Origin of the sequence: Hydrococcus rivularis NIES-593, from assembly GCF_001904635.1 — a bacterium.
Classification (GTDB): Bacteria; Cyanobacteriota; Cyanobacteriia; order Cyanobacteriales; family Microcystaceae; genus Hydrococcus; species Hydrococcus rivularis.
Genome location: NZ_MRCB01000005.1, coordinates 145,925 through 169,667 on the forward strand (window position 1 = coordinate 145,925; position 23,743 = coordinate 169,667).

Sequence of the window (23,743 nt, forward strand, 5' to 3'; positions counted from 1 at the left end):
AATGACTAACGACTCTAATATCAATCGCGTTCAAGAACCTATCGTAACGGCTCCACCAGAAGTTCGACAAATTATCGAAAAAGTTTTACAACTGGAGAAGGATAAACTTTATTTAAAAGCTCCTCGAAATATTAATGACGATGTTCTCAAAATTGTGAAAGAGGTTATTCAATAATTAGTGTCCCAAACGCGCGATCGCATGCCTTTAAAACATAAATTTATTAGATTGCTATGAAGCTTCTCTCGATTAAACTATGTAATTTTCGACAATTTTATGGAAAAACTCCTGAAATAATCCTGGCTTCTGGGAAACAAAATACAACGATTATTCATGGGAATAATGGTGCGGGTAAAACCACTCTCCTCAATGCATTTACCTGGGCACTTTATGAGAAATTTACGGCTGCTTTTGCCTCTCCTCATTTGTTGATTAATAAACGAGCAATTAATGAAGCGAATATCGGCGTATCGGTTGATTGTTGGGTAGAAGTTCAATTCGAGCATGAAAATAAACGCTATCAAGTCAAGCGTAAATGTTATGCTTGCCGCGATAAAGATAACAAGATTCAATATAGCCAAAGTAAATTTTTTATGTTAATAGCGGGAGATGACGGACGTTGGTATCCTCCGCTGCAACAGCCAGACGATATTATTAATAGAATTTTGCCAGAAAGTTTGCATCAATATTTTTTCTTTGATGGAGAGCATATCGACCACATTTTTCGAGCGAGTGAAAAGAGTAATATTGCTGAAGATACAAAAGAACTGTTAGGCGTTAAAGTCTTAGATCGCGCGATCGAGCATTTGAAAAAAGCCAAAAAAAATTTACAAGAAGAATTAAAAGAGATTGGCGATCCAGATACAAAAAAGCTTTTGCAAGTGCAATCAAAATTAGAAAAAGAGAAAGAGCAATTACAGCAAAGCCAGCAACTCATTATTCAAACATTAACTCAACAGGAAGGGTTAAAAAAAAGCCTTTCTCATCGTTTGTTAGAGTTGAGCGGTGCAGAAGAATTAAAACAACTTAAAGAAAAACTAGAAAAGCAAGAAAATATCTTGCGAAAAAATCTATTAGAAGCAAAAAATAAAATTCAGCGATCGCTCTCAAATCGAGGCTATAGTATCTTTCTTCCTGAAATTATCTCACAATTTAATTCTTTAATTGACGAACTGCGGAAAAGAGGGGAGTTACCCAGTGGTATTAAACAACAATTCGTTCAACAATTATTAGATAGAAAACGCTGTATTTGTGGAATCGAACTTGTTGAAGACAGCGATCCTTATAACCAAGTTCAAGAATGGATGAATCGAGCCGGAATGGCTGATGTAGAAGAGTCAGCAATTCGTTTAGAATTTCAGGTTATAGAGATTGAAAAACAAGCTTTAGAATTTTGGCAAGAAGTCGATACAGAACAAGCAAAAATTAATCAATGGAGAACAGAATTAGCACAAGTTGAAAATGAATTAGATGAGATCGGTAATAAATTTAGACATTATCCTGATGAAGAGATTAAAGCTATTCAAAAACAAGTAGATGAAATAGAAGATGCTATTAAAGAATTTATTTTAGAGCAGGGAGCTAATCAACATCAAATAGAAGTCATTGAAAAGGAAATTGAGGAAATTGTTAAGCAGGTTTCTAAGCAGAAAATCAAGGAAGAAAAACAAGGACTAGCACGGAGACGAATGCAAGCGACTGAGGACGCGATCGCACGGTTAATAGAGGTCAAAAATCGTCTAGAAAAACAATTTCGTCTTTCTTTAGAAAAGCGAGTTCAAGAAATCTTTAGTTCGATTTCTTTTACCCCTTATATTCCTAGAATTAGTGATAGTTATGAACTCAATCTTATAGAAAATACATCGGGAATCGCCGTTCCCGTTGCTGCCTCTACAGGAGAAAATCAGATTTTGAGCTTATCATTTATCGGAGGAATTATCGATAGAGTAAGAGAATGGAGTCAAAAAAATACTCTTATGGGACCCGATAGCAGTACTTTTCCAATTGTCATGGATTCTCCCTTTGGAAGTTTAGATGAAATCTATCGACGGCAGGTGGCAAAAACTATTCCTCAATTAGCCAATCAATTGCTCGTTTTAGTGACAAAAACGCAGTGGCGAGGAGAATTAGAAGAAGAAATCAGCAATTATATCGGTAAAGAATACGTTTTAGTTTATAACTCTCCCAAACCAGATTGCGAAGAAGATGCGATCGCGCGAGGTGGAAAGCTTTATCCTTTAGTTAAGCGAAGTTCTAATTCGTTTGAATATACCGAAATAATTGAGATCGAGAAAGATGGTTAATTCCAGGGAAATTTCCTTGTGACTTGATTTCACCAAGAAATCAATTAAGACGGACTTTAGCATCTTAGACAGGGAATTTATTCTCTGGCTACTTTGAGGCGCAGTCAGAAAGAAGATGACGGGCAAATTAATCGCTAGTTGTTACAAAAATTTAATTAAAATTTATTAAGCCTAAATGATGAACGGTCGCGAGATCCGCGCTCAACCACCGCTAGAATTCATTCCTCCTTCTCTCAATCCTATAGTTTTGCGAAGTTCTCAAATCATTTTGCCGCTGTGGTTGCGGTGGAAAACGAATATTGCTAGCATTCAAGCCGATCGCGTTGAAATTTTAGCCGATCTTTACCATCAGTTTCAGCAAGGGAAAATTCGTTTTTTGATGGCATTTCGTCATCCCAATACCGAAGATCCCTACGCCATGGTTTATCTTCTCTGGAAATTACTTCCCCAGGTGGCTAGAGAGCAAGGCATCTCGCTACAAATTCCTACTCACGCCCATTTTATCTACGATCGCGGTATTCCTCTCTGGGCGGGCGAGGGGATAGGATGGCTTTACTCTCAGTTGGGCGGCACTCCCATCGTGCGTGGCAAAATGGACTTGATGGGATTGCGATCGGCGCGTCAGTTGTTTGCAGAGGGTCGTTTTCCTATGATGGCAGCACCAGAGGGAGCAACCAACGGTCATAACGAAATTGTCAGTCCTATAGAACCAGGAATTTCACAACTCGGCTTTTGGTGCGTTGAAGATCTACAAAAAGCCCAACGTTCCCAACAAGTTCTCATTGTCCCCGTCGGCATACAGTACCGCTACGTTACTCCTCCCTGGAAAGAAATAGAAACACTCTTAACGCAATTAGAAATCGAAACTGGTTTAACCACTCTTCAAACATCAGAAGCATCGGATGAAAAGATTCTCTATCAGAGACTTTATCGATTGGGAGAGCATCTTCTATCGCTGATGGAGGAATTTTATCGAGAGTTTTATCATCAAACCTTACCACAACCGAAGGCAGAAACAAGCCAGTTAGATACAGAGGCAGTCTTATCAATTCGATTGCAGAATTTACTAGACGTTGCTCTCAAGGTTGCAGAAGAGTTTTTCGTCTTACCGCCAAAAGGTAACTTTATCGATCGCTGTCGTCGTCTAGAACAAGCGGGATGGGATTATATTTATCGCGAAGAACTCAAACCCACCCATAATCTTTCGCCAGTAGAACGGGGATTAGCCGATCGCATTGCCGAAGAAGCCAACTTGCGGATGTGGCATATGCGACTGGTAGAAACTTTTGTTGCCGTTACGTGGTACTACGTGCAAGAAAAACCGACGGCAGAACGATTTGCAGAAACAACCTTGCTATTGTGGGATCTAGTGACTCGTATCAAAGGCGGAAATCCTTTCTTTCGCCCTAGCCTGGGAAAACAGCGAGTTCAAATGACGATTGGCGAACCGATTTCTGTTTCAGATCGTTGGCATGACTATAGACAAAATCGCCGTCAAGCCGTTGCCACGTTAACGAAAGACTTACAGATGGCATTGGAGAATACGATCGCGACAAATTGAGCTGTTACCTTCTGTTGTTCCATTGCTCTAACTCTATGAGAACCCGAACTTTCTCATCATTATCCCTTCCAGGAGGCACTGAAGGATCGAAGAAGGGATCGCGATCGCCAATATTTTCTCCTACATCTTTCAACCAAAAAATGTTTTTTAGGTTGAAAAAACGTACATTTCCCAGTCCTCGCCCACCAATCGCCAGTTACATCGCTCGCACTTGCTCGGTAATGGCTCGACTAAATCTAAAGAAAATATAAAATTTAGATTAGTGAAGTCAAACCGATCGACGAGATGTATAAAACTCAATCCCAGACCGTTCTACCCCACAAAATGAATCCTTTAGCTCGATTTTCCGGTCGAGCAGCCGATTATGCGAACTATCGACCCAGCTATCCCAAAGAAGCGATCGAGAAAATCCTAGAAGGGTTGGATAGCTCCTCGCAACTGCTTGCTGCTGATGTTGGTGCGGGGACGGGGATTGCCTCGCGTTTGTTAGCCGACCAAGGAGTACGAGTGTTTGCGATCGAGCCAAATGACGAGATGAGACAAGCTGCTTCACCTCATCCGTTAGTTGAGTTCCGCAAAGGCACGGCAGAAAATACGACCTTACCCAAGGCATCAGTCGATCTGGTTGCTAGCTTTCAAGCATTCCATTGGTTTGACCCAGCATTAACCCTTCTAGAATTTCGTCGCATTCTCAAACCAACTGGACGATTAGCCCTAGTATGGAACGATATTAGATCGCGATGACAAGCTGACCGCAAGTTACAGCCGTCTGGTCGATACAGTAACCACCCAAAAGCGCCTCAAACCCCTCAGTAAATCGGCAAACTCGCTTAGAGAAAGTCCTTACTTCGATAATGTTGTGAGCTACGAGTTCGCTTACAGGCATGAGTTAGATTGGTTGCAATTTCTCGGTCATGCCAGGAGCATTTCGTTTATTCCCTATGAAGAATTCGCGCAGCAGAAATTTCTCGATGGATTGCAAGAGGTGTGCGATCGCTTTTGCGACGAAAATGGCAAGGTTTGCATGGTGTACCGCACGAGCGTTTACATAGCCAAGGCATCTGCCTAATTCTGCTAAGAGGGGGATAATCCCCCTTTTTTATTCATCAGAACGACGGTTACGCAAGAAAGACGGTAGATCGACCGAAACCTGAGCTGGCGGTTTTTGGTTAGAAGAAATTATCGGTGAGGGCCAATTTGGGCGAGGCGGGGTAGTAATTTGAGAATTGGGATTCAAATTGAGGGGTTCAGCATCAGACTCGGCTATTTCCAAAACCTCAGAAGCATCGATCTCCATAATGAATGCTTCTTCTAGCGGCTTGTCGAGACTAGAATCGATAGCATTGGCATCTTTTGGTGACGAGGAGGAAAAGCGATCGCTTTGGCTCGACCAAGGTTCGATCGCGGTAACTTTAGAAGTCACAGGGGGAGTTAGAGAAAAATTAGACGACTCACCGAGTATAACGCGAGCGTCTGAGGCGCCTAAATACTGCTCTAATGCCGCTTTGTACTCCAAGGCATAGCGCTGCTGGCGATGGAGTCGAGACCATAATTCCCGAATATGTTTTTCCATCGCGAGGAGTTTTTGGTCTTTGTCGTTGCAGTCTTCTTGGAGTACGGCGTATTCTCGTTCTAAGCGAGCAATTTGTTGTTGGGCGAACTCAAGCTGTTGCGAGAGAGTGGCAATCTTCAGTTGCTGGCGTTCGACCTGCTGCTGGGAGGCATCTAATCGAGCCACTAAACGGGCAATATGGTCTTGGGCTTGCTGAAGTTGTTCTGCCTGTTGCGCGAGCGCTGCCTCTGCGCTTTGCGATCGCTCCTGTAACTGTTGCTGCGACTCGTTGAGCGCTTGTCTGAGTTGAAGGATGGTTTTATCGAGTTCTTGGTTTTGTTCTTCGAGTTGATGGGCGATCTCAAACCAATCAGTGTCTCCCTCCAACCGTTCGCTATACCAGTTACTGCCAGCATCGACTAAAGAAGCCTCTAGTTCGACTGCGTTTGATTCAATTGCAGAAAATGGCGGCTCCGAGGAATCAATCGTTTCCAGAAGAGAAAAGAGTTGCTCCTCAAGCGTCTGCGGGCGTTCGGAAGTGTCCGAATTTGCCAGCGACTCGTCATCTGTAGAATTTGCCAACTCTGTGAAGGATAAAAATTGTTCTTCTAGATTCTCATCTGGTATAGGAACGCTCCGGTTTTCCGGCAAGTCGCCGTCGGCAGAAGAAAAATTGGATTGTGAAGGAGGCATGTTTGAGGGATTAGCGTCACTCATCACAGGTCAATTCATTAACGCGATCGCGCTTTAGTTACGCGCCGTTAGCATTAGCTACGAGTGTCAATGACCGGAGAATTTGCGCTTTTGTTCCCCCGATTGAGAAAGACAGGGAGACTGGGGGATAAGGGGGACAAGGGGCTGGTTGAGTGACCAAACTCCAATCGCTCTGACTCCAACCCCTCTCCCGCTCTGGGAGAGGGACTTTCCACTTAAGACTTTTGCCTGAAGTCCCTTCGCCCCTTGTGGGAGAAGGGATTTTTAATTACTAACTACTAACCACTAACCAATCTCCAATCCAAAATCTGCCGTTCTCCTTGAAGAGGTTCAAGAAGCGTGCGGCGGCTTCGCCAAAATCGGGAGACAAGGGAGACAATTAACAACTAACCCCTGTACGGGCGGTTTTTTTTTCTACTAAATGTTAAATGTAGGTAAATCTCTAGGTTTTTTAGATAAACTCGCTTCTACTAACCAATGACCAATAGCTCCTAACAAACCTTTGCTAAAATTTCCCGATGCATTAGAGCGCGATCGACTAGAGACTGAATTTGAGTGGGTGCCAAAGATTCCCCATTGACATAGTGTTCCAACCAGGCGGTGCTAATGACGTTGGGATCGTCGGGAAGGTCTTCTAATTCCCATCCGGGCAGATTAATTTCTTCCATCAATCGACTTACTTTGGGGTCGTAACTAAGGGCAAAACAGCGACATTCTTCGGCAGCTGCCATGATGAGGCTATGGTAGCGCATCCCGATCGCCATTTCTACGCCTCGGAATAATCCCTTTAATTCTCTGGGATCTTCTAGGGAAACGACATGACGCTCTCCGGGAAGTTGCTCGGCAATAGAACGCGCGATCGCCAAATCCTGCGACGCTTGGAAAGGAACGAGTAAAATACAAGTTTTCGTCGCTTTCTGAAAATCGATTAATGCCTGAGTCAGATTGGCAAGGCGTTGGGGAGTCAGTTGCGGATGGGAACGCAAATTGACGGCGACTCTGGGGGCGGGCAAATCCCACAACCCTCGAACGGGTTTTGCTTCCATCGCCCAAACCGGATCGGGGGCGAGAATGGACGAAAGGTTCCAGTCGGCTACTAGGGCAGCCGAGACGCGATCGCGAACGCTGATAGCCGCGCATCCTTGCAAAACCCGTTTCGTCATCGATCGCGTTATCGAACGCTTGAGAGGACCGATTCCCTGCGCCCAAGCGATCGTTTTTAAGCCTCGCTGCTGCGCCAGTGCCATCAATCCAATATAATAAAAAGGACTAGCGAAACTGGTAACGTCTTGGATCAAGCTGCCGCCGCCCCAAATAAACAATTCTGACGCTTTGAGCGCCCGCAAAACCGAAAAAGCCGAACGGCGATCGCAACTTTCTACCCCATAGCGCTTGCTAGTCTGGGCTGGATTGCCGGAAAGAACGATAGGAGTTATCCGTTTGGGCAACATTTGTACTAAAGACACTAATAAGGCTTCATCCCCTGCATTTCCTTTACCGTAATATCCACAAATGACTGCCCGCATTACTTTTTGTCCTTGCTTGTCGGAAGATTTTTGCTCGATCGTTTATATTTTCTCAACGATTGGCTCAGTGTCATCCCAATTCGCCATTCACAATTGGATCTATTAGACCTTTTATGAAAATCAATTCTCATCTTCGATTGTGAGCGCGATCGCTATCATGCTCGTCTCTTGCCAAAATATTTAGATGTCATGTTGAGCAATCGCTCAACATTTCCCAGATTCTTCCTCTTTAATTGCGAATTGTCAACCGCCCCGGACGGAACGAAGATCTGGGGATCGCCTCTCCAACAATTGTTTCGATCGAAAACTGACTGCAAGCGCGATCGGATAAGGTGGATAAAGACTTCCCCGATCTTGGCGAGAATATAGACCCCATCTAAAAAAAGAATTACTATCATGCCAACTCCGCGTCAATTGGCTTTTGATGCTCTCCATGCTATTTATCGACGGGGAGCTTATACAGATGTTGCTCTAGATCGCGTCTTGCGCCAAACTAACCCTAGCGGTGCCGATCGCGCTTTGGTTACAGAATTAGTTTATGGCATCGTCCGCCGACAGCGATCGCTCGATGCTTTAATCGATCGACTCGGCAAAAAGAAAGCCTCTCAACAACCGCCAGATTTACGCATTATTCTCCAGATCGGTTTATACCAGTTACGCTACCTCAGTCACATTCCCGCTTCTGCCGCTGTCGATACCAGCGTAGAATTAGCAAAAAAAAACGGATTAAAATCGTTGTCCGGCGTAGTTAACGGACTGTTGCGCCAATACGAACGTCTAGCCGCCCAAGGTAGCGATCCTCTAGAATTGCCTACAGATCCCATTCAACGACTGGGAATCGCCTACAGCTTTCCTGACTGGATTATTCAACTTTGGCTAGCGCAATTCGGAGTTGCAGAAACGGAAAAGTTATGCGAGTGGTTTAATCGACCTCCCGCGATCGACTTGCGGGTCAATATTCTCAAAACGACTATCGATGAAGTCGCAACTGCCTTTTCTGATGCTGGCATCGCTGTCTCTCGCGTTCCTTACTTACCGCAGGCGTTAAGATTAGTAGGAGGAGCGCGATCGATTCAACAATTACCCGGTTTTCAGGAGGGATGGTGGACGGTGCAAGATAGTAGCGCCCAGCTAGTCGCCCATTTGCTCGATCCCCAACCCGGAGAAGTCGTCATCGATGCCTGTGCCGCACCGGGAGGCAAGACAACCCATATTGCCGAACTGATGGGCGATCGCGGTACGATCTGGGCATGCGATCGCGTTTTATCTCGCCTGCGCAAACTTCAAGAAAATATCCAACGCTTGCAACTCCATTCGATTCAAATTTGCACGGGCGACAGTCGTCAGTTTCCTCAATTTAGGCAAATAGCAGATCGTGTCTTGCTAGATGCCCCTTGTTCTGGACTGGGAACGCTGCACAGGCGACCTGACATTCGTTGGCGACAAACGCCAGAAAAGATCGCTCAACTGTCTCGCCTACAAGAAGAACTGTTAACGCAAACAGCCACCTGGGTAAAATCTGGAGGTACATTAGTGTATGCAACTTGTACGCTCAATTCCCTAGAAAACGAAACAGCGGTACAAGCTTTTTGCGATCGCCATCCCGATTGGCAAATTCAACCGCCATCTCCCGACTCTCCCGCTGCCCCCTTTACAACTAGCGAAGGATGGATTAAAGTTTTACCTCACCTACATCAGATGGATGGTTTTTTCATGGTGAAGTTGAAGAAAAAATAAAAGATATCGGAAGAAACTTTTCTTGTAGGACAAGTTAGATACGTAACATTTTTTAATGATGAAAAAAGAAGTGGACGCAAAACAACTCCTAAAAATTTTGGTTGGTGTTGCTTGGCTAGACGGCATCATTCAACCAGAAGAACGAAACTATTTACGCCGCATGGCAGCCAACACTGGAATAGCTGATGACCCAGAAATTCAATCGCTTTTATCCGAACTCAAACCCGTAAAACCAGCAGAATGTTACCAGTGGCTAGAGGACTATGTAGGCAAAAATCCTTCTCAAGAGGATTATTACGGATTATTAGAAGCAATTAGCGCTCTAATTTACAGCGATGGTGATATTCCAACGCAAGAAGCTAAATTGCTAACTAAAGTACAGCTTCTCGATCCGTCTAGCGAATCTCCCAAATCGACTGGTGACAAAGTTCTCAAAACCATTCAAAAGCTATATCGAAAAGCTATTAGCGAGCATGTTTGAGCAAATGCGCGATCTGGTTCGTTCATAACTCACTCATCATCGATTTTGCTTTCTTTCACTCTATTTTCTATAGAAATGCAGAGTATTCAGCTTTGACAGAAGTAGCCAAATTTGTAAAGCACAGTGACCGGAAGAAAACACTGGTTTGTGGAGCGAGGGATAGAAAGGAAAGTCGCGATCGCTTATAGATAATGAATTCATCGGAGTAGAGAATCTTTAAGATTTTATCAATTGGACGCGATCGCAAGTGCAAAGAAGTAGAACTTTAAGCATCAAAAGCCTGCCCCATGGCAGGCTTTGTTTGTTGAAATCTAAAACCGATTAGCTGACTACATCTCCTTTTTTAACTAAGTGAGCTTCTAGGAACCACAAGCGCTTGTCAATGTCGCGGGAAATTTCAGTGTAGAGATCCGCAGTATCTGCATCTCCCAGCTCGTCAGTTTTATCGATCGCTCCCCGAAGGTGAGCGGCATATTGGGCGTACCGTTCTGCTAAGGCTGTTACATGCTCTGCGCCATCTACGATATCATAAGGGTATTCTGGTAGGATGGATTGTTCTGCGGCAATGCGAGCCGTTCCCATCGCCGTAGCGCCAAGCGCAGTAACTCGTTCGGCAACCAGATCTACATACCCTTCTAACTCGGTAGCTAATTCATCGAATAACTCGTGCAATTGGTAGAAGTGCATGCCCTTAACATTCCAGTGAGCTTGTTTGACTTGGGTTTTAAGATCCAACGTCGCAGCTAGGGTTTGATTGAGAATTTCTACTACTGACTTGCGAATGTCAGCCGATAAATCGATGCGAGTCGGATAGAAACGTGTAGACAATGCAGATTTGCCCGTTTGAGTGACTTGTGTTGTCGCCATGATTATTTCTCCTTTCTCTTATTAAGCTTTGCAAGATCTGCGATCGAATGTCATCAGCCAAACGCTGTATCCATAAACATCATCGCTACGAATCCGGTCATCACTCCAAAGGTTCCCTCTTGAGCCAAACCCTTACAATTAATTTCCGGAATAATCTCATCCACGATAACGAATAACATTGCGCCCGCAGCAAACGCCATTGCCCAAGGCAATATCGGTTGAGCTAGACTGACTACACTCGCTCCAACAATCCCGCCAATTGGCTCGATTAAGCCTGTTAAGAAGGAAACGCTTAAAGAGTAACTGACTGAATATCTTAAGTTTCTCAAGGCAAGCGCCACAACTAATCCTTCTGGCATATTTTGCAAGCCAATTCCAGTCGCTAAGGCTAGTCCGCCGCTAGGATTTTCGCCGCCGAAACCAACGCCAACTGCTAATCCTTCTGGAAAGTTGTGTAGGGTGATAGCCAGGATAAACAGCCAAATTCGTTCAAAATTTTGTCGCGTAGATCCTTCCCGTCCTTTGAAAAAGTGTTCGTGCGGAAAGTTTTCGTGAGCTAACCAAATTAATGCCGCTCCTAACAAAATCCCTACACTGAGAAGAAAAGCTGCCTTGGGTTTAGAATAACCCTGTGCGATTGCGGCCTCTACTCCCGGAACAATGAGAGAGAAGGAAGTCGCTCCTAGCATCACCCCACCCCCCAATCCTAACAAAATCCCCTGAAACCGTTCGGTTATGTTAACGGTTAACAAGATAGGCAGGGCACCGACACCAGTTGCTAATCCTGCGATTAAACTGGCAACGAAACCAATAGCAACTGTTTCCATCCTTTCTTTGTGTATTTTAAAACAAAAACGGGTTTTGGAGTAGTAAAGATTGCTCGCCGACACAATTCGTATTCGTTACGAGTTTGTTCTACTTTCTAGAGTGTACTCATAACGAGTATGACTTGTCAAGAGAGTTTTTAAAAGAATTGGCTTGAAAATTGCGATCGCCTTTTCTCGTAGCTGCTCTCAGTTCAATGCGGTAAGATCGAAGAATTTTGGATGAAAAGATAGTTTTTCTTCTGCCTTCTGCCTTTTAATATGTCCAAACATTATATTTTTTTTACTAGAAATGTTTTGCCCCAACCCGAAGCCCATATCATTCATGATGTTAATACGGCTAATGCAGCAGCCAATTTGGGGTATTCGGCAATTTTAGTCTATATTCAGCAGGGGAAAAAAGCTCTCAATCCTCTCGATTGGTTTTATCCATTTCGACCGAAAAAACCGTCAGAAGAATTGATTAACTTTTACAATATTCAAGAAAAACTAAAGGTTATTCCCCTCTCAATGCCATTGCCGATTAGCGAAAAGGGAGGAAAATGGACTCATCCAAGCACCTACGTTTGCAAGTACTATTTTCCCGTTCATATCTTTCCCCATACTAAAATATTGCATACTTTAGACTGGAATTTAGTAAAAACAGCGATTAGATCTGGCATTCCCGTTATTTACGAGCGAGAACACGATCGCAACGGCAAATACGAACCGGAAATTGTTAATAGTCCTCTTTTTCAGGTAGCAATTACCGTTGCCGATTCAGTCAGAGAAAACATGATTAAAAATGGCATGCCGCCAGAGAAAATCGTCAAACTTCATCTGAGCTACAATCAATCCTTTTTAGTCAGACAACCAGAAGCGGCGGCAGAATGGCGAAAAAAATTGCTGGTTGACGCAACAGAGCATTTAGTCGTTTACTCTGGGGGATTATACAAATTTAAAGGAGTCGATTTGTTGTTGGACGTTGCTAAAGAATTACCCCGCGTTCAGTTTGCCTTTGCTGGAGGGAATGAAACTCAACTGAAAGCCTATCGTCAGTTAGTGCAAGAAAAGCAAATTAAAAACGCTATCTTTTTAGGCTACATACAACACGAACGACTGCCCAGTTTGCTCCAAGCGGCGGATATCCTAGCTCACCCCCATCTTTCCGGGCAAGCAGCGACTTTTACCTCTCCCCTCAAATTCTTTGAATATTTGGCTTCTGGGACGCCAATCGTTGCCTCTGAGATTCCCCCGCTAATAGAATTCAAAACGGCAAACATCGTGGCTGGTTGGTGCGAGACTGATAGCGTTGTTGCTTATACCCGCGCTCTGCAGCAGGCGTTAGAAACGCATCCCAGAAAAGTTGAGGGATATTCCGAACAAATCGAGTTCGCACGCCAGTTTTCCTGGGAAAGCAGATTGGCGAAAATTATGAGCTATGTAGACGAGTCGCTGCAACCGTCGATTGTTTATTAATTTGTCGTATCTTGGGGAAAGGTTGCCTTGTATTCTTCTAGCAACTCGTCCAATTCTTCCAAAGCTTGGGAAACATCAAGACGCAAGGTTCCCAAATTGGGTTTCTCCAAAAGTTGGACTAGGAACTCTCGCTTTTTGGCAACGCGATCGACTTTCTCTTGAAGGGCGGCTTTATCCATGCTGCTATTTCCTATGGGTAACTCTAGCTTTTTATTTAACACATTTTTTATGGCGATTGCTTGTTGATTTCGGCTAGTAGTTCTTTAACCGTATTACTGCAAGGGGTTTCTCTTATCTTTCCCCTATTCGATGTTAGGATAATGACCCGTTTCACGCCTTTATTTGTAAAGTAGAAATTAGGGCAGCGATTTTGCTACGCATCGATTGCTTAATTATCTATTGGTCGTTAACTGACTATGACGAATTCTGCTTATGTTAATACTGGCAACGCCTGGGACTTGGATCTTTTCAAGCCCCAACCGACACAGGATAGCGAGTTTCTCAAACTGCTAGGTTTTCTTCCCGGACTTAAAGAAATCCTGATGTTACGTCAAGTGCATGCCCTAGAACATGCTACCGTTTGGGTTTTAAGCGAGACAAGTCAGCTTGAGAAGGAACAAGACTCAGAAAATTCTCGTCCGCAGGATAACGAAACCTTGGGCGGCTTGTCTACTGACCGGGGATTTTATCTCTACGGTCAAGTCAGCCAGCTAGATTTACAGCGAGCCGTCCGCACTGCTCTTCAAAGACTTCAAGGGGGCGAATGGGATTTAGCCGTACACCCTCGCTGTGGGACTAATCTTTCAGTCTCAATGCTTTTAACGGCAGGATTAGCGTTGGGCGCTCACTTCCTTTTGCCGAGAGGTCCAATCGAACAACTAATCGGGTTAGGTCTAGCCGCTACTGTAGCGACTCAACTAGCTCCCGATTTAGGACTCACCGTTCAGAAGTATCTGACTACCGCGATTCCCTTTAATCTGACGCTAACCGATATATCAGCAACTAAAGACCTCTGGGGACGTTCTGCCTATTTTGTTGCCGTACAATGGCAAGAGCCGCAATAAAACTTAAACTTTTGAGTTGCTAGGGAGTTCAGATCCAGTAGTACGCTTTTATAGAAGAAAAGAAAAATCTAGGTGCCTGTCCTTCTCAAGGATACGGTACTAGCAATCTTGAATTGGATACCGATATATCAAGGAAAACAAACTTATGGCAATCGAACGTGGAGCAAAAGTTAGAATTCTTCGCAAAGAATCCTATTGGTACGGAGATGTAGGCACTGTCGCCAGCGTTGAAAAAGGCGGCATTATTTATCCTTACATCGTTCGCTTTGATAAGGTCAACTACACTGGGTTTAGCGGCAACGCTAGCGGGGTAAATACGAATAACTTTGCCGAACACGAACTTGAAGTAGTTGCAGCTCCTGCGAAGAAGGCAAAATAAAGTGACTATGGTCGAGGTTGGGAGCCAGATTTCTTTGACCTCAACCAACCGCTATAGTAGTAGGGGGTATTTATTGCAATACCCCCTTATTTTTTCCTTCGTTAGTGAGCGAACGGACTTAATCGTGCCAGAACTGCCCGAAGTAGAAACCGTCTGTCGGGGTCTCAATCAACTGACCCAAAAGCAAGTTATTCGCGGTGGGGAAGTGTTACTCAAGCGTACTCTTGCTTACCCTCTTTGTGCGTCGGAATTTTGCCAAAACATTGTAGGAACCAAGATCGCTTGCTGGCAGCGACGCGGTAAATATTTGTTAGCTCAACTGACGAACGCTTCATCAGAAAATGCGGGTTGGTTAGGCATTCACCTGCGCATGACCGGTCAAATATTGTGGTTAGAGCGCGATCGCCCTTTGCAAAAACACGTGCGCATTCGCCTATTTATGGAAGGCGATCGCGAGTTGCGTTTTGTCGATACGCGGACGTTTGGCAAGGTTTGGTGGGTGCCGCCAAAAGAGTCGCCAGAAAGGATTATTACGGGTTTGAAAAAATTGGGTATCGAACCGCTGTCTCCCGATTTTTCTTGGCAATACCTCCAACACAAGCTGCAAAATAGCCGTCGTCCGATTAAAACCTTTTTGCTCGATCAGGAAATCGTCGCAGGCATTGGCAATATTTATGCCGACGAAGCTTTGTTTAAAAGTCAGATTAGACCAACTGCGATCGCACGAGATCTAACCCCAGAACAAATCGAACGCTTGCGACTGGCGATTATTGAAGTTTTGCAAACAGCTATTGACAAAGGCGGCACGACCTTTAGCGATTTTCGAGATGTCAAGGGAATTAATGGTAACTATGGCGGCGTTGCTTGGGTTTATGGTCGTGGCAACCAACCTTGTCGTCTCTGCGCAACTGCGATCGCGCGAGTGAAATTAGGCGGTCGTTCTACTCATTTTTGTCCTCAATGTCAGAGGTAGTTTGATAGCGATCGCCAATGCCACTCCATGCCTTACTCAAGGACTTCCCCTAAGGAACTGTTAAAATAGACTGTGTTCTAGAGTAGGGTCAACTTTTCTAACCGTGACTTCAGTTCAACCTTCTCCGGCAACCGGACAAACTGTCGAACTGGCACCGAGCTACAAAATCCCCTTGGTGCTAATCATAGCTGCAATTCCGATCGCTTGGATACAAATTTGGGTAGGTTTAGTTATCTCTCTGTTTGGGCTGTTTTTAATGCTTCAGACGGCAACTATTCGACTACAATTTACGGAAACGGCGCTAGATGTCTACCGCTCTGGAAAATTAATTCGGAATTTTCCCTATGCTGAATGGCAAAATTGGAAAATTTTTTGGGAGCGGGTGCCAATATTATTCTATTTTAGGGAAATTAAAAGTATTCATTTTTTGCCAATTCTATTCGATCCAAAAACTCTAAAAGCTTGTCTAGAAAACTACTACCCGCTGGAAAAATCGAATTAGGAATACAGCAAAGCATTTATAGGTCGCAGAATTTTAAGAGATTATTCGATTAATGAATTCAGACGAATTACCCACCCAAAAATCAGATTTAACTTCTAATATACCGGATAACTCAAAAGAGTCTTTAGCGAAAGAAGTGGAAGCTGAAAAAATTGAATCGCAACCCGAAGCTTCAGATTTTTCTGAAGTAGAGTTTGTCGAACAAATCATAGAAGAAATCTCGCACGAATCAGCTTCGCCAGTTTTAGCAGAATCGAGTCAACCCAAGGTAGAACAAATAACTCAACAAGTTGCCAACCTAGAACGCCAAAAACAAACCCTCGAAGCAGAAATTAAAGAATTACAACAGAGAAAAGCTCAAATGCTTTCCGAACAGATCGCCGAAACCCAAGAAACCTTGAGACGCATGGTTCAGGAAGCGATGAAAGAACTCGAGGGACGCAAACAAGCTTTAGAAATCTCGATCGAGCAACTCGAACGCCGCAGAGATCGCATTCGCGAAGAAATGCGTACCAGTTTTGCCGGAGTATCCCAAGATCTAGCGATTCGAGTACAAGGATTTAAAGATTACTTAGTCGGTAGCTTACAAGATTTAGCGGCGGCAGCAGAACAGTTAGAATTACCTGCCTTTGAGAAATGGGAAAAACCAACAGAGACAGCAGCAAAACCCGAACCTCCCGCTGAAGAATCCTTCGCACCGCAATTTGCCCAACAAAGATTTCAAGATCGAACCAGAGAAATTCAAAGAATTTTAGAACAATATCGCACTCGTCCCGACTATTATGGTCCTCCTTGGCAACTGCGACGTACCTTTGAACCAATTCACGCCGAACGAGTACAAAACTGGTTTTTCTCTCAAGGCGGACGGGGAGCAATTCGCACTATGGGCAGCCGCCTGCAAAATATCCTAATTGCTTCGGCAATAATTTCAGTATTGCACAGGATTTATGGCGATCGCTCTCGAACGCTGGTACTGGCAAATACTCCCGAACGATTGGGAGAATGGCGGCGGGGACTGCAAGACTGCTTGGGAATCTCTCGCAGCGATTTTGGACCAGAACGCGGCGTGACCCTGTTTGAATCCGCAGAAGCGTTAGTCCAAAAAGCCGAACGTCTGGTCGAGAAGAAACAACTTCCCCTGGTTATTATTGACGAAACCGAAAATGAAGTGAATCTTTCTCTTTTACAGTTTCCTTTGTGGCTTGCTTTTGCTGCCGATCCCCAACAAATGTCTAGCTACACATATTAGGTAGGGTTAGTGGTGAGTCGTTAGTGGCGAAAGACTCTAGACTCTCGATCGATTAAAAGACTTTCAAGCCCACGTACTTTAGTCGTGGGATAATCTAAAATCATAAATCCTTTCATCAGTTGACTAACCACTAACGACTCACCATGCTTGTCTCTATACTTATTAGCGGACTACTCACAATCGTTGCTTATTTGTTCGGTTCGATTCCGACTGGATATCTAGCCGGACGCTATCTCAAAGGAATCGATATTAGAGAGCATGGTTCTGGTTCGACTGGGGCAACTAATGTTCTGAGAACGCTAGGAAAAGGTGCTGGAATCGCGGTTTTATTAATCGATCTCCTCAAAGGAGCGATCGCAGTTGCATTGGTCGATCTTTTTTATGCGGTTTATCCTACAGAAATTCTTCCTGCCAATTGGCAACCTTGGCTGATTGTTGCCACGGGTTTAGCGGCGATCTTCGGTCACAGTAAATCGATTTTTCTCAACTTTAGCGGAGGGAAATCTGTAGCCACTGGCTTAGGCATTTTATTAGTCATGAACCCTGTTGTGGCTTTGGGAGCGTTAGCAAGTTTTTTAATCGTTTTGGCACTGTCGAGAATCGTTTCTCTCAGTTCGATTGGCAGCGCGATCGCGGTTAATATATTAATGATTTTTCTCAAACAACCCCTTCCTTATATTCTATTTGCAGCCATAGCGGGGATATATGTAATCGTTCGTCACCGAAGCAATATCAGTCGTCTTCTTGCCGGAACCGAACCTCGGATCGGACAAAAATTACAAGAAGAAGCTTGATGCTAATCGTCATTAAGCCAAACTATCCCAATAATAGCGATCGCTATCGTAGGTGTTCAAGAGTCCGGTAAATAAGCGGTCTAATTGTCCGCTACAGTAAGCGGGCGGAGATATCATCTCTGTGGCATTAATAAAATACCCTCGAATTGCCTTGAGAATGGAAGGCTTGCCCTCAGATTCGTCGGAATCGGCGTATCGATTGCCTAAATTAAGAACGCTCAGCCAAGCATCTACGGTGGGAGGAAGTTCTCTAGCCAAACGAAAAGTTATTTTCTCGTCAGAAAGCGATTGGACGTAAGCAGGTGATAAAAACGGTCGATAGGTTGGGGCCGCAGGCGTTAGCTGTTCGACAAAGGCTAAAGCGATCGCCTTTGCCATTTGTCGCATCGATTCGGCATCTTTTCCCATCACCTCTTGCACTAAAGTACTCTGTCCGACAGTACTATTTAAATTACTGATATCCGTCAAGCTCATATGAGTTGCGCCGATCGCAACTAGAAGGTATTTTTCTCCCGACAATTGCTTAAACGGTTGCAGTTGGTGAGAGATAGTTGGCGTGATCCCATCCGCCGATGAAGACACAATTAATGTCGGCACCTTGACCCCAGACAAATCATTGCCGAAGAGATTGCCGATAATGGGATTGAAGGCAATGACTTGGGCGACTCTGGGATCTCTAAACTGTCGTCTTCCGTAAGGCAATTCGGAAGCCGCACATTGCAACCAGTCGGCAGGCGAACGCTGTAGAATAGACACGGCTTGGCAAAAGCCGCGCAGCGCTTTCGGATTGAGTTCTGCTCCAGCGACGGCTAAAGCCGTATAACCGCCATAGGAGTGACCGATAACCGTTACTTGCCGCACGTTTAATTTACCTTTCAGGACACCTTTGCGTCGGTTGAGGATCTCTAGTTTATCGAGTAAGAAACTAATGTCTTGAGGGCGATCGATAAACTCGGAGGCAGGCAATAGCTGACTGACTCGCATGCCCAGGGCTTTTTTCACTAGCACGGCAATATTGCTACCGGGATGGTCTAGGGCAGCAACTGTCATGCCGTAGGACGCTAGATGTCGGGCAAGATAGCGCAGAAATTTGCGATCGGCTGCAAATCCATGAGAGATGACGACCAAAGGACCGCGAGTATTGCTGCTGTAGTAAATGTCTACGGGAATATTGCGCTGTCTCGTTCCATCTTTCAACCTTAACGTCACCATCGAAACGGCTTCGTTGCCCGATACAGTTGGATCTATACCGAGAGGAACATTTTCATTTGCCTCTACTCGAAGGTCGCGTTCTAGTCGAGGACTCATCATTTGATTTTGCCAAGCGGAAGCATTGAGTTGCACGGCGATCTTAGCCACCTCGGCAAGATCGACGGTAAGAGTTGCGTCGGGATAGGCGCGTACAAAACTCAGAAAATTCAGAGCATCTCTTCCGTGCAAAGCAAGGCTGAAGGTATCTTTAATCCGTTGTGCGTCGGTTCCCGGTAGCGCTTTGCTGAGTTGGTCGAGTAATTTTTCCCCATCGGGAGAGCTAAATAAATCTGCTAGAAGTGGCTCGACTAGAGCCGAATCGACGTACAGGCTTTTAGTAAACGCCTGCTTGATAGTGGGGGTTAACAAAAACTTATAGGATTTTAGCGAGGATGGCACTTCTCCCGTCTTGGCTAAATGTTCTAGGGACTTTACCTCGACTGAGTGCTCAAAAAGTCCCGCGCGAACGCTTAAGCGTTCGGCTGCCCAAGCAGAAGGAGCAATCCAATAACCGAGGGAAAATAGAAGGGCGGCAATGCTGCCGAATAAGGGAATGGAAGAGTGGAAGAGCTTTTGAGGTTCTGTGCGATCGCCCGCGATCGCGCCTTCAGGAAATTCAGATTCATTATCATTACGCCAACCGAGCCAAGATTTCATAAGTCCGGTCTAATTGATAAGAGGAAAAAATTGTTAGTCTTAGCCCCTCTGCGATCCCGATGGTGGCGCGATCGATCCGAGCTAGCAAACTTCTTTTTATAGATTGCCCCGAAAACCTATCTTTGTATCGATTTACCGTTCAAATTTTTATAAATGTAATCCAGCAATTTCTCCCGTTAAAATTGCCCCCATTAACTGCTCTAAATAAACGCGATCTTCAGCCGACAAAATTGTATCGGGATGGCAGATTCTCATCACTTCTGCTTTGAGCGTCGGATCGAGATAACCATCTCTTAAACCCTGTTTGAAGATCTCCTTAAGACTCATAGTTTTTCGAGGCTTTCTATAAAATCTATTATCGCTCTCAAACTCAAGCATGGCTTCTATCGTTTGACCTAAATTTCAGCGTAAGCTCCTAATTTCGGCATGTCAGTCCCATTTAAAAGGGAAAAAAATACTACTTTTCCAAACCAACCAGACGAGCGATGGCGCGATCGAGCAACTCGCATCCTTCCTCGACGGTTTCGATCCGAGATACTTTATCTCGTAACTCAGATGCGCCAGCAAATTCCGTACAATACCAAGCCAGATGCTTTCTAGCCTGAAAAATGCCTCGTTTGCCTTTATATTCCCACAGAAGGCACAAATGCTCTTTGGCACATTCGAGACGTTCGACGGCTGTCGGCGATGGTATTGGGTTCCCCGTCTTCAAAAAATAATCGATCTCTCCAACTAAAAAAGGATACCCTAGGGTTCCCCGCGAACACATGACTCCATCCGCGCTCGTCTCTTCTAAACAGCGCACGGCGGATTCGACAGAAATGATATCTCCGTTGGCAATGACAGGAATTGAGAGTACTTCCTTGACTCGTGCGATCCAGTCCCACCGTGCCGAACCGTTGTATCCTTGAGCGCGGGTGCGTCCGTGCAAAGTCAGCATTGCTGCGCCTGCGTCTTCCATTCGTTTGGCGAAGTCGAGAATGTTGATTTCGCGATCGTCCCAGCCAAGGCGAGTTTTGACGGTTACGGGAACATCGATCGCTCCGGCGACTTCTTTGACGATCGCTGCGGCAATTTCTGGCTGGCGCAGTAAAGAAGAACCGCCCCCTTTTTTAGTAATTTTATTAACCGGACAGCCCATGTTGATATCGATTGTTTGAGCGCCCTCTGCTACTGCTTTCTGGGCGGCATCAGCCATAAAATCGGGGCGACAGTCGAACAGTTGAATGCTAATCGGCTGTTCGTCGGGGTCGATTTCCATGATTCTCGGCAGTTCCTTGAGGTGATGGATTTCGGTCGCGCTTACCATTTCCGTGTACATCATCGATTTTGGTGCATAACGCCTCACCAAGCGTCGAAATACCAAATCGGTCACCCCAGAGAGAGGAGACTGCAAAACGCGGCTATTAACCTCAAGCGAACCGATCTTTAGAGGTGTGGAGAGTTTGGTTTGTAGGCTGGGAGATAGGGTCATTTAAGGGTGAAAGACAGAAGTCGGAAGTCGGAATTCGGAAGTCGGAATTCGGGGCGGGGCAGCTAATACTATTGCTAAAAAAGAACGCTACAGATGTTCTCTGAGGGAGTCTTATACCAATTTTCAGGTTTTCGCGATCGACATTCTTCTCCCCTCTCCCAATTTGGTAGAGGGGTTGGGGGTGAGGGCGATCGACTATCTGTGTCATTAATGAATGAAAAANTGGTATTATACGCAGAGCTACTGACTAATTACTCCCCGCCGCGCACGCTATGAGCGAGCGGTAACAAAGCGCCCCCGAGCAGCGATGCCTTGCGAATTGTCAATTAGTTTGGCTCCTAATGTTTTAAGACTATCCGATATCGTGCTTTGCCGCTGCGGAGCCTTTCCATTGCCTCATTGACTCGATCGAAGGTGAATGTCTCGGTAATCGGTTCAAGCTGATGGCGCTCAGCAAAATCGAGCATGCGAGCGACAGTAGTAGGGCTGCCAAGCGGGCTGCCAGAAATTGACTTCTGACCCTCTATAAGCGGAAAAACATGGGTCGATATGGGGTGGGGAACGACTCCGACGAAATGTAACCGACCTTTGGGACGTAGAGTAGCAATGTAGGTGCCCCAGTCTAGATCGGCATTAACGGTAGAAAGAATCATGTCAAAGGAGTTGGCTACTGTTTTTAACGCTTCGGGATCGCGGGAGTTGACGAAATGATTTGCCCCCATTTCTCGCGCTTCGGCTTCTTTGTCGGAACTCGTGGAGAAGGCAGTCACATCGCATCCCCAAGCGCGAAGAAAACGCAGCGCCATGTGTCCGAGTCCGCCAATGCCTATCACGCCGACGCGATCGGTCGGTTTGAGATCGAATTGGACGAGTGGGTTAAAAACGGTTATCCCGCCACAAAATAATGGACCTGATGTAGCGGGATTGAGGTTTTTGGGCAGGGGAAGTACCCAGCCTTGGTGGGCGCGAACTTTGTCGGCAAAACCGCCGTAGCGACCGACAATTGTTCCCTCTGCTGTCTGACAGAGGTTGTGGTTTCCCCCCATGCACCATTCGCACGTCATACAGGAACGGGAATACCAGCCTAGCCCAACCCGTTGTCCGAGTTTCAGTTGTTTAACTGTGTCTCCTAAAGCCGCGATCGTACCGATAATTTCATGACCGGGCACGAATGGGTAGCGAGTCATTCCCCAGTCATTATTAAGCATGCTCAAGTCGCTGTGGCAGATGCCGCAGTATTCGACTTGGATTTCTACCTCTTCTTCTCCCAGAAGACCTGGTTCGTACTCGAATGGCTCTAGTTTTGCACCGGGTTCGCGGGCTGCGTAGGCTCGAATCATGATTTTCCCTCTCCTCTAGTCAATCTCCTCTTTAGGATAGATGACTCGACCGACTTTGGAGATTGGATTGAAAAAAATCTTTCTCAAGATACATTTGTCAGGAAAATCCACAATCCTGGAAGCATGGATGGGGTAAGTTTTAAGAATGATTGGCGGCAATTCTCGATAGATTGTGTCCGTTGCCGTTATTACGATCGCGCGCGATCGCGGCTGGCGGCATTGCAGGCATCGGCGCGTCCTCAAGGGCATCTGGATTAAACCGATAGCCGACGTTGCGAACGGTTTGAATTAAACTGGGTTGTCGGGGATCGATTTCGACTTTTTTGCGCAGCGAGAGCACGTGAGTATCGATAGTACGGGGATTGTCGATCGCTTCGGGCCAAGCTCGACGCAGCAATTCAGACCGACTCAGTGCCATTCCCTCTGCCTGGGCAAGAACGTAGAGCAGGCTAAATTCTTGCGGCGTTAGTTCGATAAATTCTTCCTTGAATTGTACCCGACGCTGCACTAAATCGATTTTCAGGTCGCCATATTCCAGATACAAGGGCGCAGAAGCTACTCTCATGCGGCGGGTTAGGGCTTCTATACGCGCCATAAACTCCTGCATGCCGAAGGGCTTGGTTAAATAATCATCCGCACCCGCTTTCAGTCCTTTAACAATCTCTTTTTCGCTATTGCGTGCCGAGAGAATTAAGATCAGCGTCTGTCGCTGTTGATAAAGCCAATGGCATAATTCGATCCCGTCTCCGTCGGGCAGATCGGAATCCACAATAGCTAATGTTGGTTGGCGATGGAGAAACGCCGTTCTAGCTTGCCCAATCGTAGCGATTTGTTGCGTTCGATAGCCTGCTTGCTGTAGATGCCAGCCTAGCAGCGATCGCAGATGCGGATTTCCCTCAACAATAGCAACGTAGATCGAACCCACCTTTGCTTTTTTCCTTCACAACATTTGTTTTATAAGCTAACAGAGTCAATGTCATGATTTTGTAACATTGGCTACGAAGACAAGCCCCAAAAACTCAGAAAAAAATAAAAAAAG

General features: G+C 45.4%; 26 protein-coding genes. 14 read left to right on the plus strand and 12 right to left on the minus strand.

Annotation, left to right across the window (positions count from 1 at the left end; genetic code table 11):
* Position 1 precedes the first annotated feature (1 nt).
* The 3 genes from NIES593_RS23970 to NIES593_RS06645 all read left to right on the plus strand — a co-directional run bounded on the left by NIES593_RS23970 (position 2) and on the right by NIES593_RS06645 (position 3,862).
* Positions 2 to 175: a hypothetical protein gene (locus NIES593_RS23970; RefSeq protein ID WP_175561054.1), complete on the plus strand. Its 174-nt coding sequence runs from the start codon at positions 2 to 4 to the stop codon at positions 173 to 175.
* Positions 176 to 231: 56 nt separating this feature from the next.
* Positions 232 to 2,301 (plus strand): AAA family ATPase, encoded by a 2,070-nt coding sequence (locus tag NIES593_RS06640; protein ID WP_073598829.1) that lies wholly within the window; start codon positions 232 to 234, stop codon positions 2,299 to 2,301.
* A 175-nt stretch (positions 2,302 to 2,476) separates the two neighbouring features.
* Positions 2,477 to 3,862, plus strand: a complete 1,386-nt coding sequence (locus NIES593_RS06645; protein ID WP_073598830.1) for a glycerol acyltransferase — start codon at positions 2,477 to 2,479, stop codon at positions 3,860 to 3,862.
* Between the two features lie 4 nt (positions 3,863 to 3,866).
* Here NIES593_RS06645 and NIES593_RS25115 read toward each other — a convergent pair whose 3' ends face one another.
* A complete protein-coding gene (locus tag NIES593_RS25115; RefSeq protein ID WP_281250704.1) occupies positions 3,867 to 3,995 on the minus strand; it encodes a hypothetical protein in 129 nt (42 codons plus the stop codon).
* A gap of 152 nt (positions 3,996 to 4,147) precedes the next feature.
* Here NIES593_RS25115 and NIES593_RS24515 point away from each other — a divergent pair, with 152 nt between their 5' ends.
* Positions 4,148 to 4,606: a class I SAM-dependent methyltransferase gene (locus NIES593_RS24515; RefSeq protein WP_245817334.1), complete on the plus strand. Its 459-nt coding sequence runs from the start codon at positions 4,148 to 4,150 to the stop codon at positions 4,604 to 4,606.
* A 115-nt stretch (positions 4,607 to 4,721) separates the two neighbouring features.
* Positions 4,722 to 4,931 carry a hypothetical protein gene (locus NIES593_RS24520; RefSeq protein WP_217651838.1) on the plus strand — a complete coding sequence of 70 codons (210 nt, stop codon included), beginning with the start codon at positions 4,722 to 4,724 and terminating at the stop codon, positions 4,929 to 4,931.
* Positions 4,932 to 4,961: 30 nt separating this feature from the next.
* On the opposite strand, the gene NIES593_RS06655 is transcribed toward NIES593_RS24520, so the two are convergent.
* Together NIES593_RS06655 and csaB are read right to left on the minus strand one after the other, a co-directional pair.
* On the minus strand, positions 4,962 to 6,131 hold the full coding sequence (locus NIES593_RS06655) for a hypothetical protein (protein WP_139253641.1): 1,170 nt from the start codon (positions 6,129 to 6,131) through the stop codon (positions 4,962 to 4,964).
* Between the two features lie 488 nt (positions 6,132 to 6,619).
* Positions 6,620 to 7,654, minus strand: coding sequence for a polysaccharide pyruvyl transferase CsaB (gene csaB, locus NIES593_RS06660; RefSeq protein WP_073598832.1), 1,035 nt, complete (start codon positions 7,652 to 7,654; stop codon positions 6,620 to 6,622).
* Positions 7,655 to 8,050: 396 nt separating this feature from the next.
* Between csaB and NIES593_RS06670 the strand changes: the two genes are divergently transcribed.
* A complete protein-coding gene (locus NIES593_RS06670; RefSeq protein ID WP_073598834.1) occupies positions 8,051 to 9,391 on the plus strand; it encodes a 16S rRNA (cytosine(967)-C(5))-methyltransferase in 1,341 nt (446 codons plus the stop codon).
* A gap of 55 nt (positions 9,392 to 9,446) precedes the next feature.
* Positions 9,447 to 9,872, plus strand: a complete 426-nt coding sequence (locus tag NIES593_RS06675; RefSeq protein ID WP_175561055.1) for a tellurite resistance TerB family protein — start codon at positions 9,447 to 9,449, stop codon at positions 9,870 to 9,872.
* Positions 9,873 to 10,193: 321 nt separating this feature from the next.
* Here NIES593_RS06675 and dps read toward each other — a convergent pair whose 3' ends face one another.
* Both dps and NIES593_RS06685 read right to left on the minus strand, forming a co-directional pair.
* On the minus strand, positions 10,194 to 10,739 hold the full coding sequence (dps, locus tag NIES593_RS06680; protein WP_073598836.1) for a DNA starvation/stationary phase protection protein Dps: 546 nt from the start codon (positions 10,737 to 10,739) through the stop codon (positions 10,194 to 10,196).
* Between the two features lie 53 nt (positions 10,740 to 10,792).
* On the minus strand, positions 10,793 to 11,566 hold the full coding sequence (locus NIES593_RS06685) for a ZIP family metal transporter (RefSeq protein WP_073598837.1): 774 nt from the start codon (positions 11,564 to 11,566) through the stop codon (positions 10,793 to 10,795).
* A gap of 258 nt (positions 11,567 to 11,824) precedes the next feature.
* Between NIES593_RS06685 and NIES593_RS06690 the strand changes: the two genes are divergently transcribed.
* Complete coding sequence (locus tag NIES593_RS06690) at positions 11,825 to 13,021, plus strand: glycosyltransferase (RefSeq protein WP_073598838.1); 1,197 nt, start codon at positions 11,825 to 11,827, stop codon at positions 13,019 to 13,021.
* Here NIES593_RS06690 and NIES593_RS06695 read toward each other — a convergent pair.
* A complete protein-coding gene (locus tag NIES593_RS06695) occupies positions 13,018 to 13,200 on the minus strand; it encodes a hypothetical protein (RefSeq protein ID WP_073598839.1) in 183 nt (60 codons plus the stop codon). The two genes, NIES593_RS06690 and NIES593_RS06695, sit on opposite strands and share 4 nt — an antisense overlap.
* Before the next feature lie 237 nt (positions 13,201 to 13,437).
* Between NIES593_RS06695 and NIES593_RS06700 the strand changes: the two genes are divergently transcribed.
* The 6 genes from NIES593_RS06700 (at position 13,438) to plsY (ending at position 17,982) form a co-directional block, all read left to right on the plus strand.
* A complete protein-coding gene (locus tag NIES593_RS06700; RefSeq protein WP_073598840.1) occupies positions 13,438 to 14,085 on the plus strand; it encodes a DUF6391 domain-containing protein in 648 nt (215 codons plus the stop codon).
* Positions 14,086 to 14,230: 145 nt separating this feature from the next.
* Complete coding sequence (locus NIES593_RS06705; RefSeq protein WP_015145772.1) at positions 14,231 to 14,464, plus strand: photosystem I reaction center subunit IV; 234 nt, start codon at positions 14,231 to 14,233, stop codon at positions 14,462 to 14,464.
* Positions 14,465 to 14,588: 124 nt separating this feature from the next.
* Positions 14,589 to 15,437 (plus strand): DNA-formamidopyrimidine glycosylase, encoded by an 849-nt coding sequence (locus NIES593_RS06710; RefSeq protein ID WP_073598879.1) that lies wholly within the window; start codon positions 14,589 to 14,591, stop codon positions 15,435 to 15,437.
* A 103-nt stretch (positions 15,438 to 15,540) separates the two neighbouring features.
* Positions 15,541 to 15,939, plus strand: a complete 399-nt coding sequence (locus NIES593_RS06715) for a DUF3119 family protein (protein ID WP_073598841.1) — start codon at positions 15,541 to 15,543, stop codon at positions 15,937 to 15,939.
* A 52-nt stretch (positions 15,940 to 15,991) separates the two neighbouring features.
* Positions 15,992 to 17,188, plus strand: a complete 1,197-nt coding sequence (locus tag NIES593_RS06720) for a DUF3086 domain-containing protein (RefSeq protein WP_073598842.1) — start codon at positions 15,992 to 15,994, stop codon at positions 17,186 to 17,188.
* A 143-nt stretch (positions 17,189 to 17,331) separates the two neighbouring features.
* Entirely contained in the window at positions 17,332 to 17,982 is a 651-nt protein-coding gene (gene plsY, locus NIES593_RS06725; protein ID WP_073598843.1) for a glycerol-3-phosphate 1-O-acyltransferase PlsY, read from the plus strand.
* 12 nt (positions 17,983 to 17,994) lie between these two features.
* Here the strand turns inward: plsY and NIES593_RS06730 are convergent, their stop codons facing one another.
* The 6 genes from NIES593_RS06730 to NIES593_RS06750 all read right to left on the minus strand — a co-directional run bounded on the left by NIES593_RS06730 (position 17,995) and on the right by NIES593_RS06750 (position 23,629).
* Positions 17,995 to 19,890, minus strand: a complete 1,896-nt coding sequence (locus NIES593_RS06730) for an alpha/beta hydrolase (protein WP_083602360.1) — start codon at positions 19,888 to 19,890, stop codon at positions 17,995 to 17,997.
* Positions 19,891 to 20,037: 147 nt separating this feature from the next.
* Positions 20,038 to 20,217, minus strand: coding sequence for a hypothetical protein (locus NIES593_RS06735; protein WP_073598881.1), 180 nt, complete (start codon positions 20,215 to 20,217; stop codon positions 20,038 to 20,040).
* 130 nt (positions 20,218 to 20,347) lie between these two features.
* Positions 20,348 to 21,364 (minus strand): tRNA dihydrouridine synthase DusB, encoded by a 1,017-nt coding sequence (dusB, locus tag NIES593_RS06740; RefSeq protein ID WP_073598844.1) that lies wholly within the window; start codon positions 21,362 to 21,364, stop codon positions 20,348 to 20,350.
* Complete coding sequence (locus NIES593_RS23445) at positions 21,303 to 21,572, minus strand: hypothetical protein (RefSeq protein ID WP_139253642.1); 270 nt, start codon at positions 21,570 to 21,572, stop codon at positions 21,303 to 21,305. The genes dusB and NIES593_RS23445 overlap by 62 nt, the downstream gene beginning before the upstream one ends.
* Before the next feature lie 130 nt (positions 21,573 to 21,702).
* On the minus strand, positions 21,703 to 22,704 hold the full coding sequence (ahr, locus tag NIES593_RS06745; protein WP_073598845.1) for an NADPH-dependent aldehyde reductase Ahr: 1,002 nt from the start codon (positions 22,702 to 22,704) through the stop codon (positions 21,703 to 21,705).
* A 139-nt stretch (positions 22,705 to 22,843) separates the two neighbouring features.
* Positions 22,844 to 23,629: a response regulator transcription factor gene (locus NIES593_RS06750; protein WP_073598846.1), complete on the minus strand. Its 786-nt coding sequence runs from the start codon at positions 23,627 to 23,629 to the stop codon at positions 22,844 to 22,846.
* Between the last annotated feature and the right edge of the window lie 114 nt (positions 23,630 to 23,743).

What these genes read in the sequence shown, in the direction of transcription:
- NIES593_RS23970 (WP_175561054.1), top strand. Translation starts at nt 2, where the DNA reads ATGACTAACGACTCTAATATCAATCGCGTTCAAGAACCTATCGTAACG.
- NIES593_RS06640 (WP_073598829.1), top strand. Translation starts at nt 232, where the DNA reads ATGAAGCTTCTCTCGATTAAACTATGTAATTTTCGACAATTTTATGGA.
- NIES593_RS06645 (WP_073598830.1), top strand. Translation starts at nt 2,477, where the DNA reads ATGATGAACGGTCGCGAGATCCGCGCTCAACCACCGCTAGAATTCATT.
- NIES593_RS24515 (WP_245817334.1), top strand. Translation starts at nt 4,148, where the DNA reads ATGTATAAAACTCAATCCCAGACCGTTCTACCCCACAAAATGAATCCT.
- NIES593_RS06655 (WP_139253641.1), bottom strand. Translation starts at nt 6,131, where the DNA reads ATGAGTGACGCTAATCCCTCAAACATGCCTCCTTCACAATCCAATTTT.
- csaB (WP_073598832.1), bottom strand. Translation starts at nt 7,654, where the DNA reads ATGCGGGCAGTCATTTGTGGATATTACGGTAAAGGAAATGCAGGGGAT.
- NIES593_RS06670 (WP_073598834.1), top strand. Translation starts at nt 8,051, where the DNA reads ATGCCAACTCCGCGTCAATTGGCTTTTGATGCTCTCCATGCTATTTAT.
- NIES593_RS06675 (WP_175561055.1), top strand. Translation starts at nt 9,447, where the DNA reads ATGATGAAAAAAGAAGTGGACGCAAAACAACTCCTAAAAATTTTGGTT.
- dps (WP_073598836.1), bottom strand. Translation starts at nt 10,739, where the DNA reads ATGGCGACAACACAAGTCACTCAAACGGGCAAATCTGCATTGTCTACA.
- NIES593_RS06685 (WP_073598837.1), bottom strand. Translation starts at nt 11,566, where the DNA reads ATGGAAACAGTTGCTATTGGTTTCGTTGCCAGTTTAATCGCAGGATTA.
- NIES593_RS06690 (WP_073598838.1), top strand. Translation starts at nt 11,825, where the DNA reads ATGTCCAAACATTATATTTTTTTTACTAGAAATGTTTTGCCCCAACCC.
- NIES593_RS06695 (WP_073598839.1), bottom strand. Translation starts at nt 13,200, where the DNA reads ATGGATAAAGCCGCCCTTCAAGAGAAAGTCGATCGCGTTGCCAAAAAG.
- NIES593_RS06700 (WP_073598840.1), top strand. Translation starts at nt 13,438, where the DNA reads ATGACGAATTCTGCTTATGTTAATACTGGCAACGCCTGGGACTTGGAT.
- NIES593_RS06705 (WP_015145772.1), top strand. Translation starts at nt 14,231, where the DNA reads ATGGCAATCGAACGTGGAGCAAAAGTTAGAATTCTTCGCAAAGAATCC.
- NIES593_RS06720 (WP_073598842.1), top strand. Translation starts at nt 15,992, where the DNA reads ATGAATTCAGACGAATTACCCACCCAAAAATCAGATTTAACTTCTAAT.
- plsY (WP_073598843.1), top strand. Translation starts at nt 17,332, where the DNA reads ATGCTTGTCTCTATACTTATTAGCGGACTACTCACAATCGTTGCTTAT.
- NIES593_RS06730 (WP_083602360.1), bottom strand. Translation starts at nt 19,890, where the DNA reads ATGAAATCTTGGCTCGGTTGGCGTAATGATAATGAATCTGAATTTCCT.
- NIES593_RS06735 (WP_073598881.1), bottom strand. Translation starts at nt 20,217, where the DNA reads ATGAGTCTTAAGGAGATCTTCAAACAGGGTTTAAGAGATGGTTATCTC.
- dusB (WP_073598844.1), bottom strand. Translation starts at nt 21,364, where the DNA reads ATGACCCTATCTCCCAGCCTACAAACCAAACTCTCCACACCTCTAAAG.
- NIES593_RS23445 (WP_139253642.1), bottom strand. Translation starts at nt 21,572, where the DNA reads ATGACACAGATAGTCGATCGCCCTCACCCCCAACCCCTCTACCAAATT.
- ahr (WP_073598845.1), bottom strand. Translation starts at nt 22,704, where the DNA reads ATGATTCGAGCCTACGCAGCCCGCGAACCCGGTGCAAAACTAGAGCCA.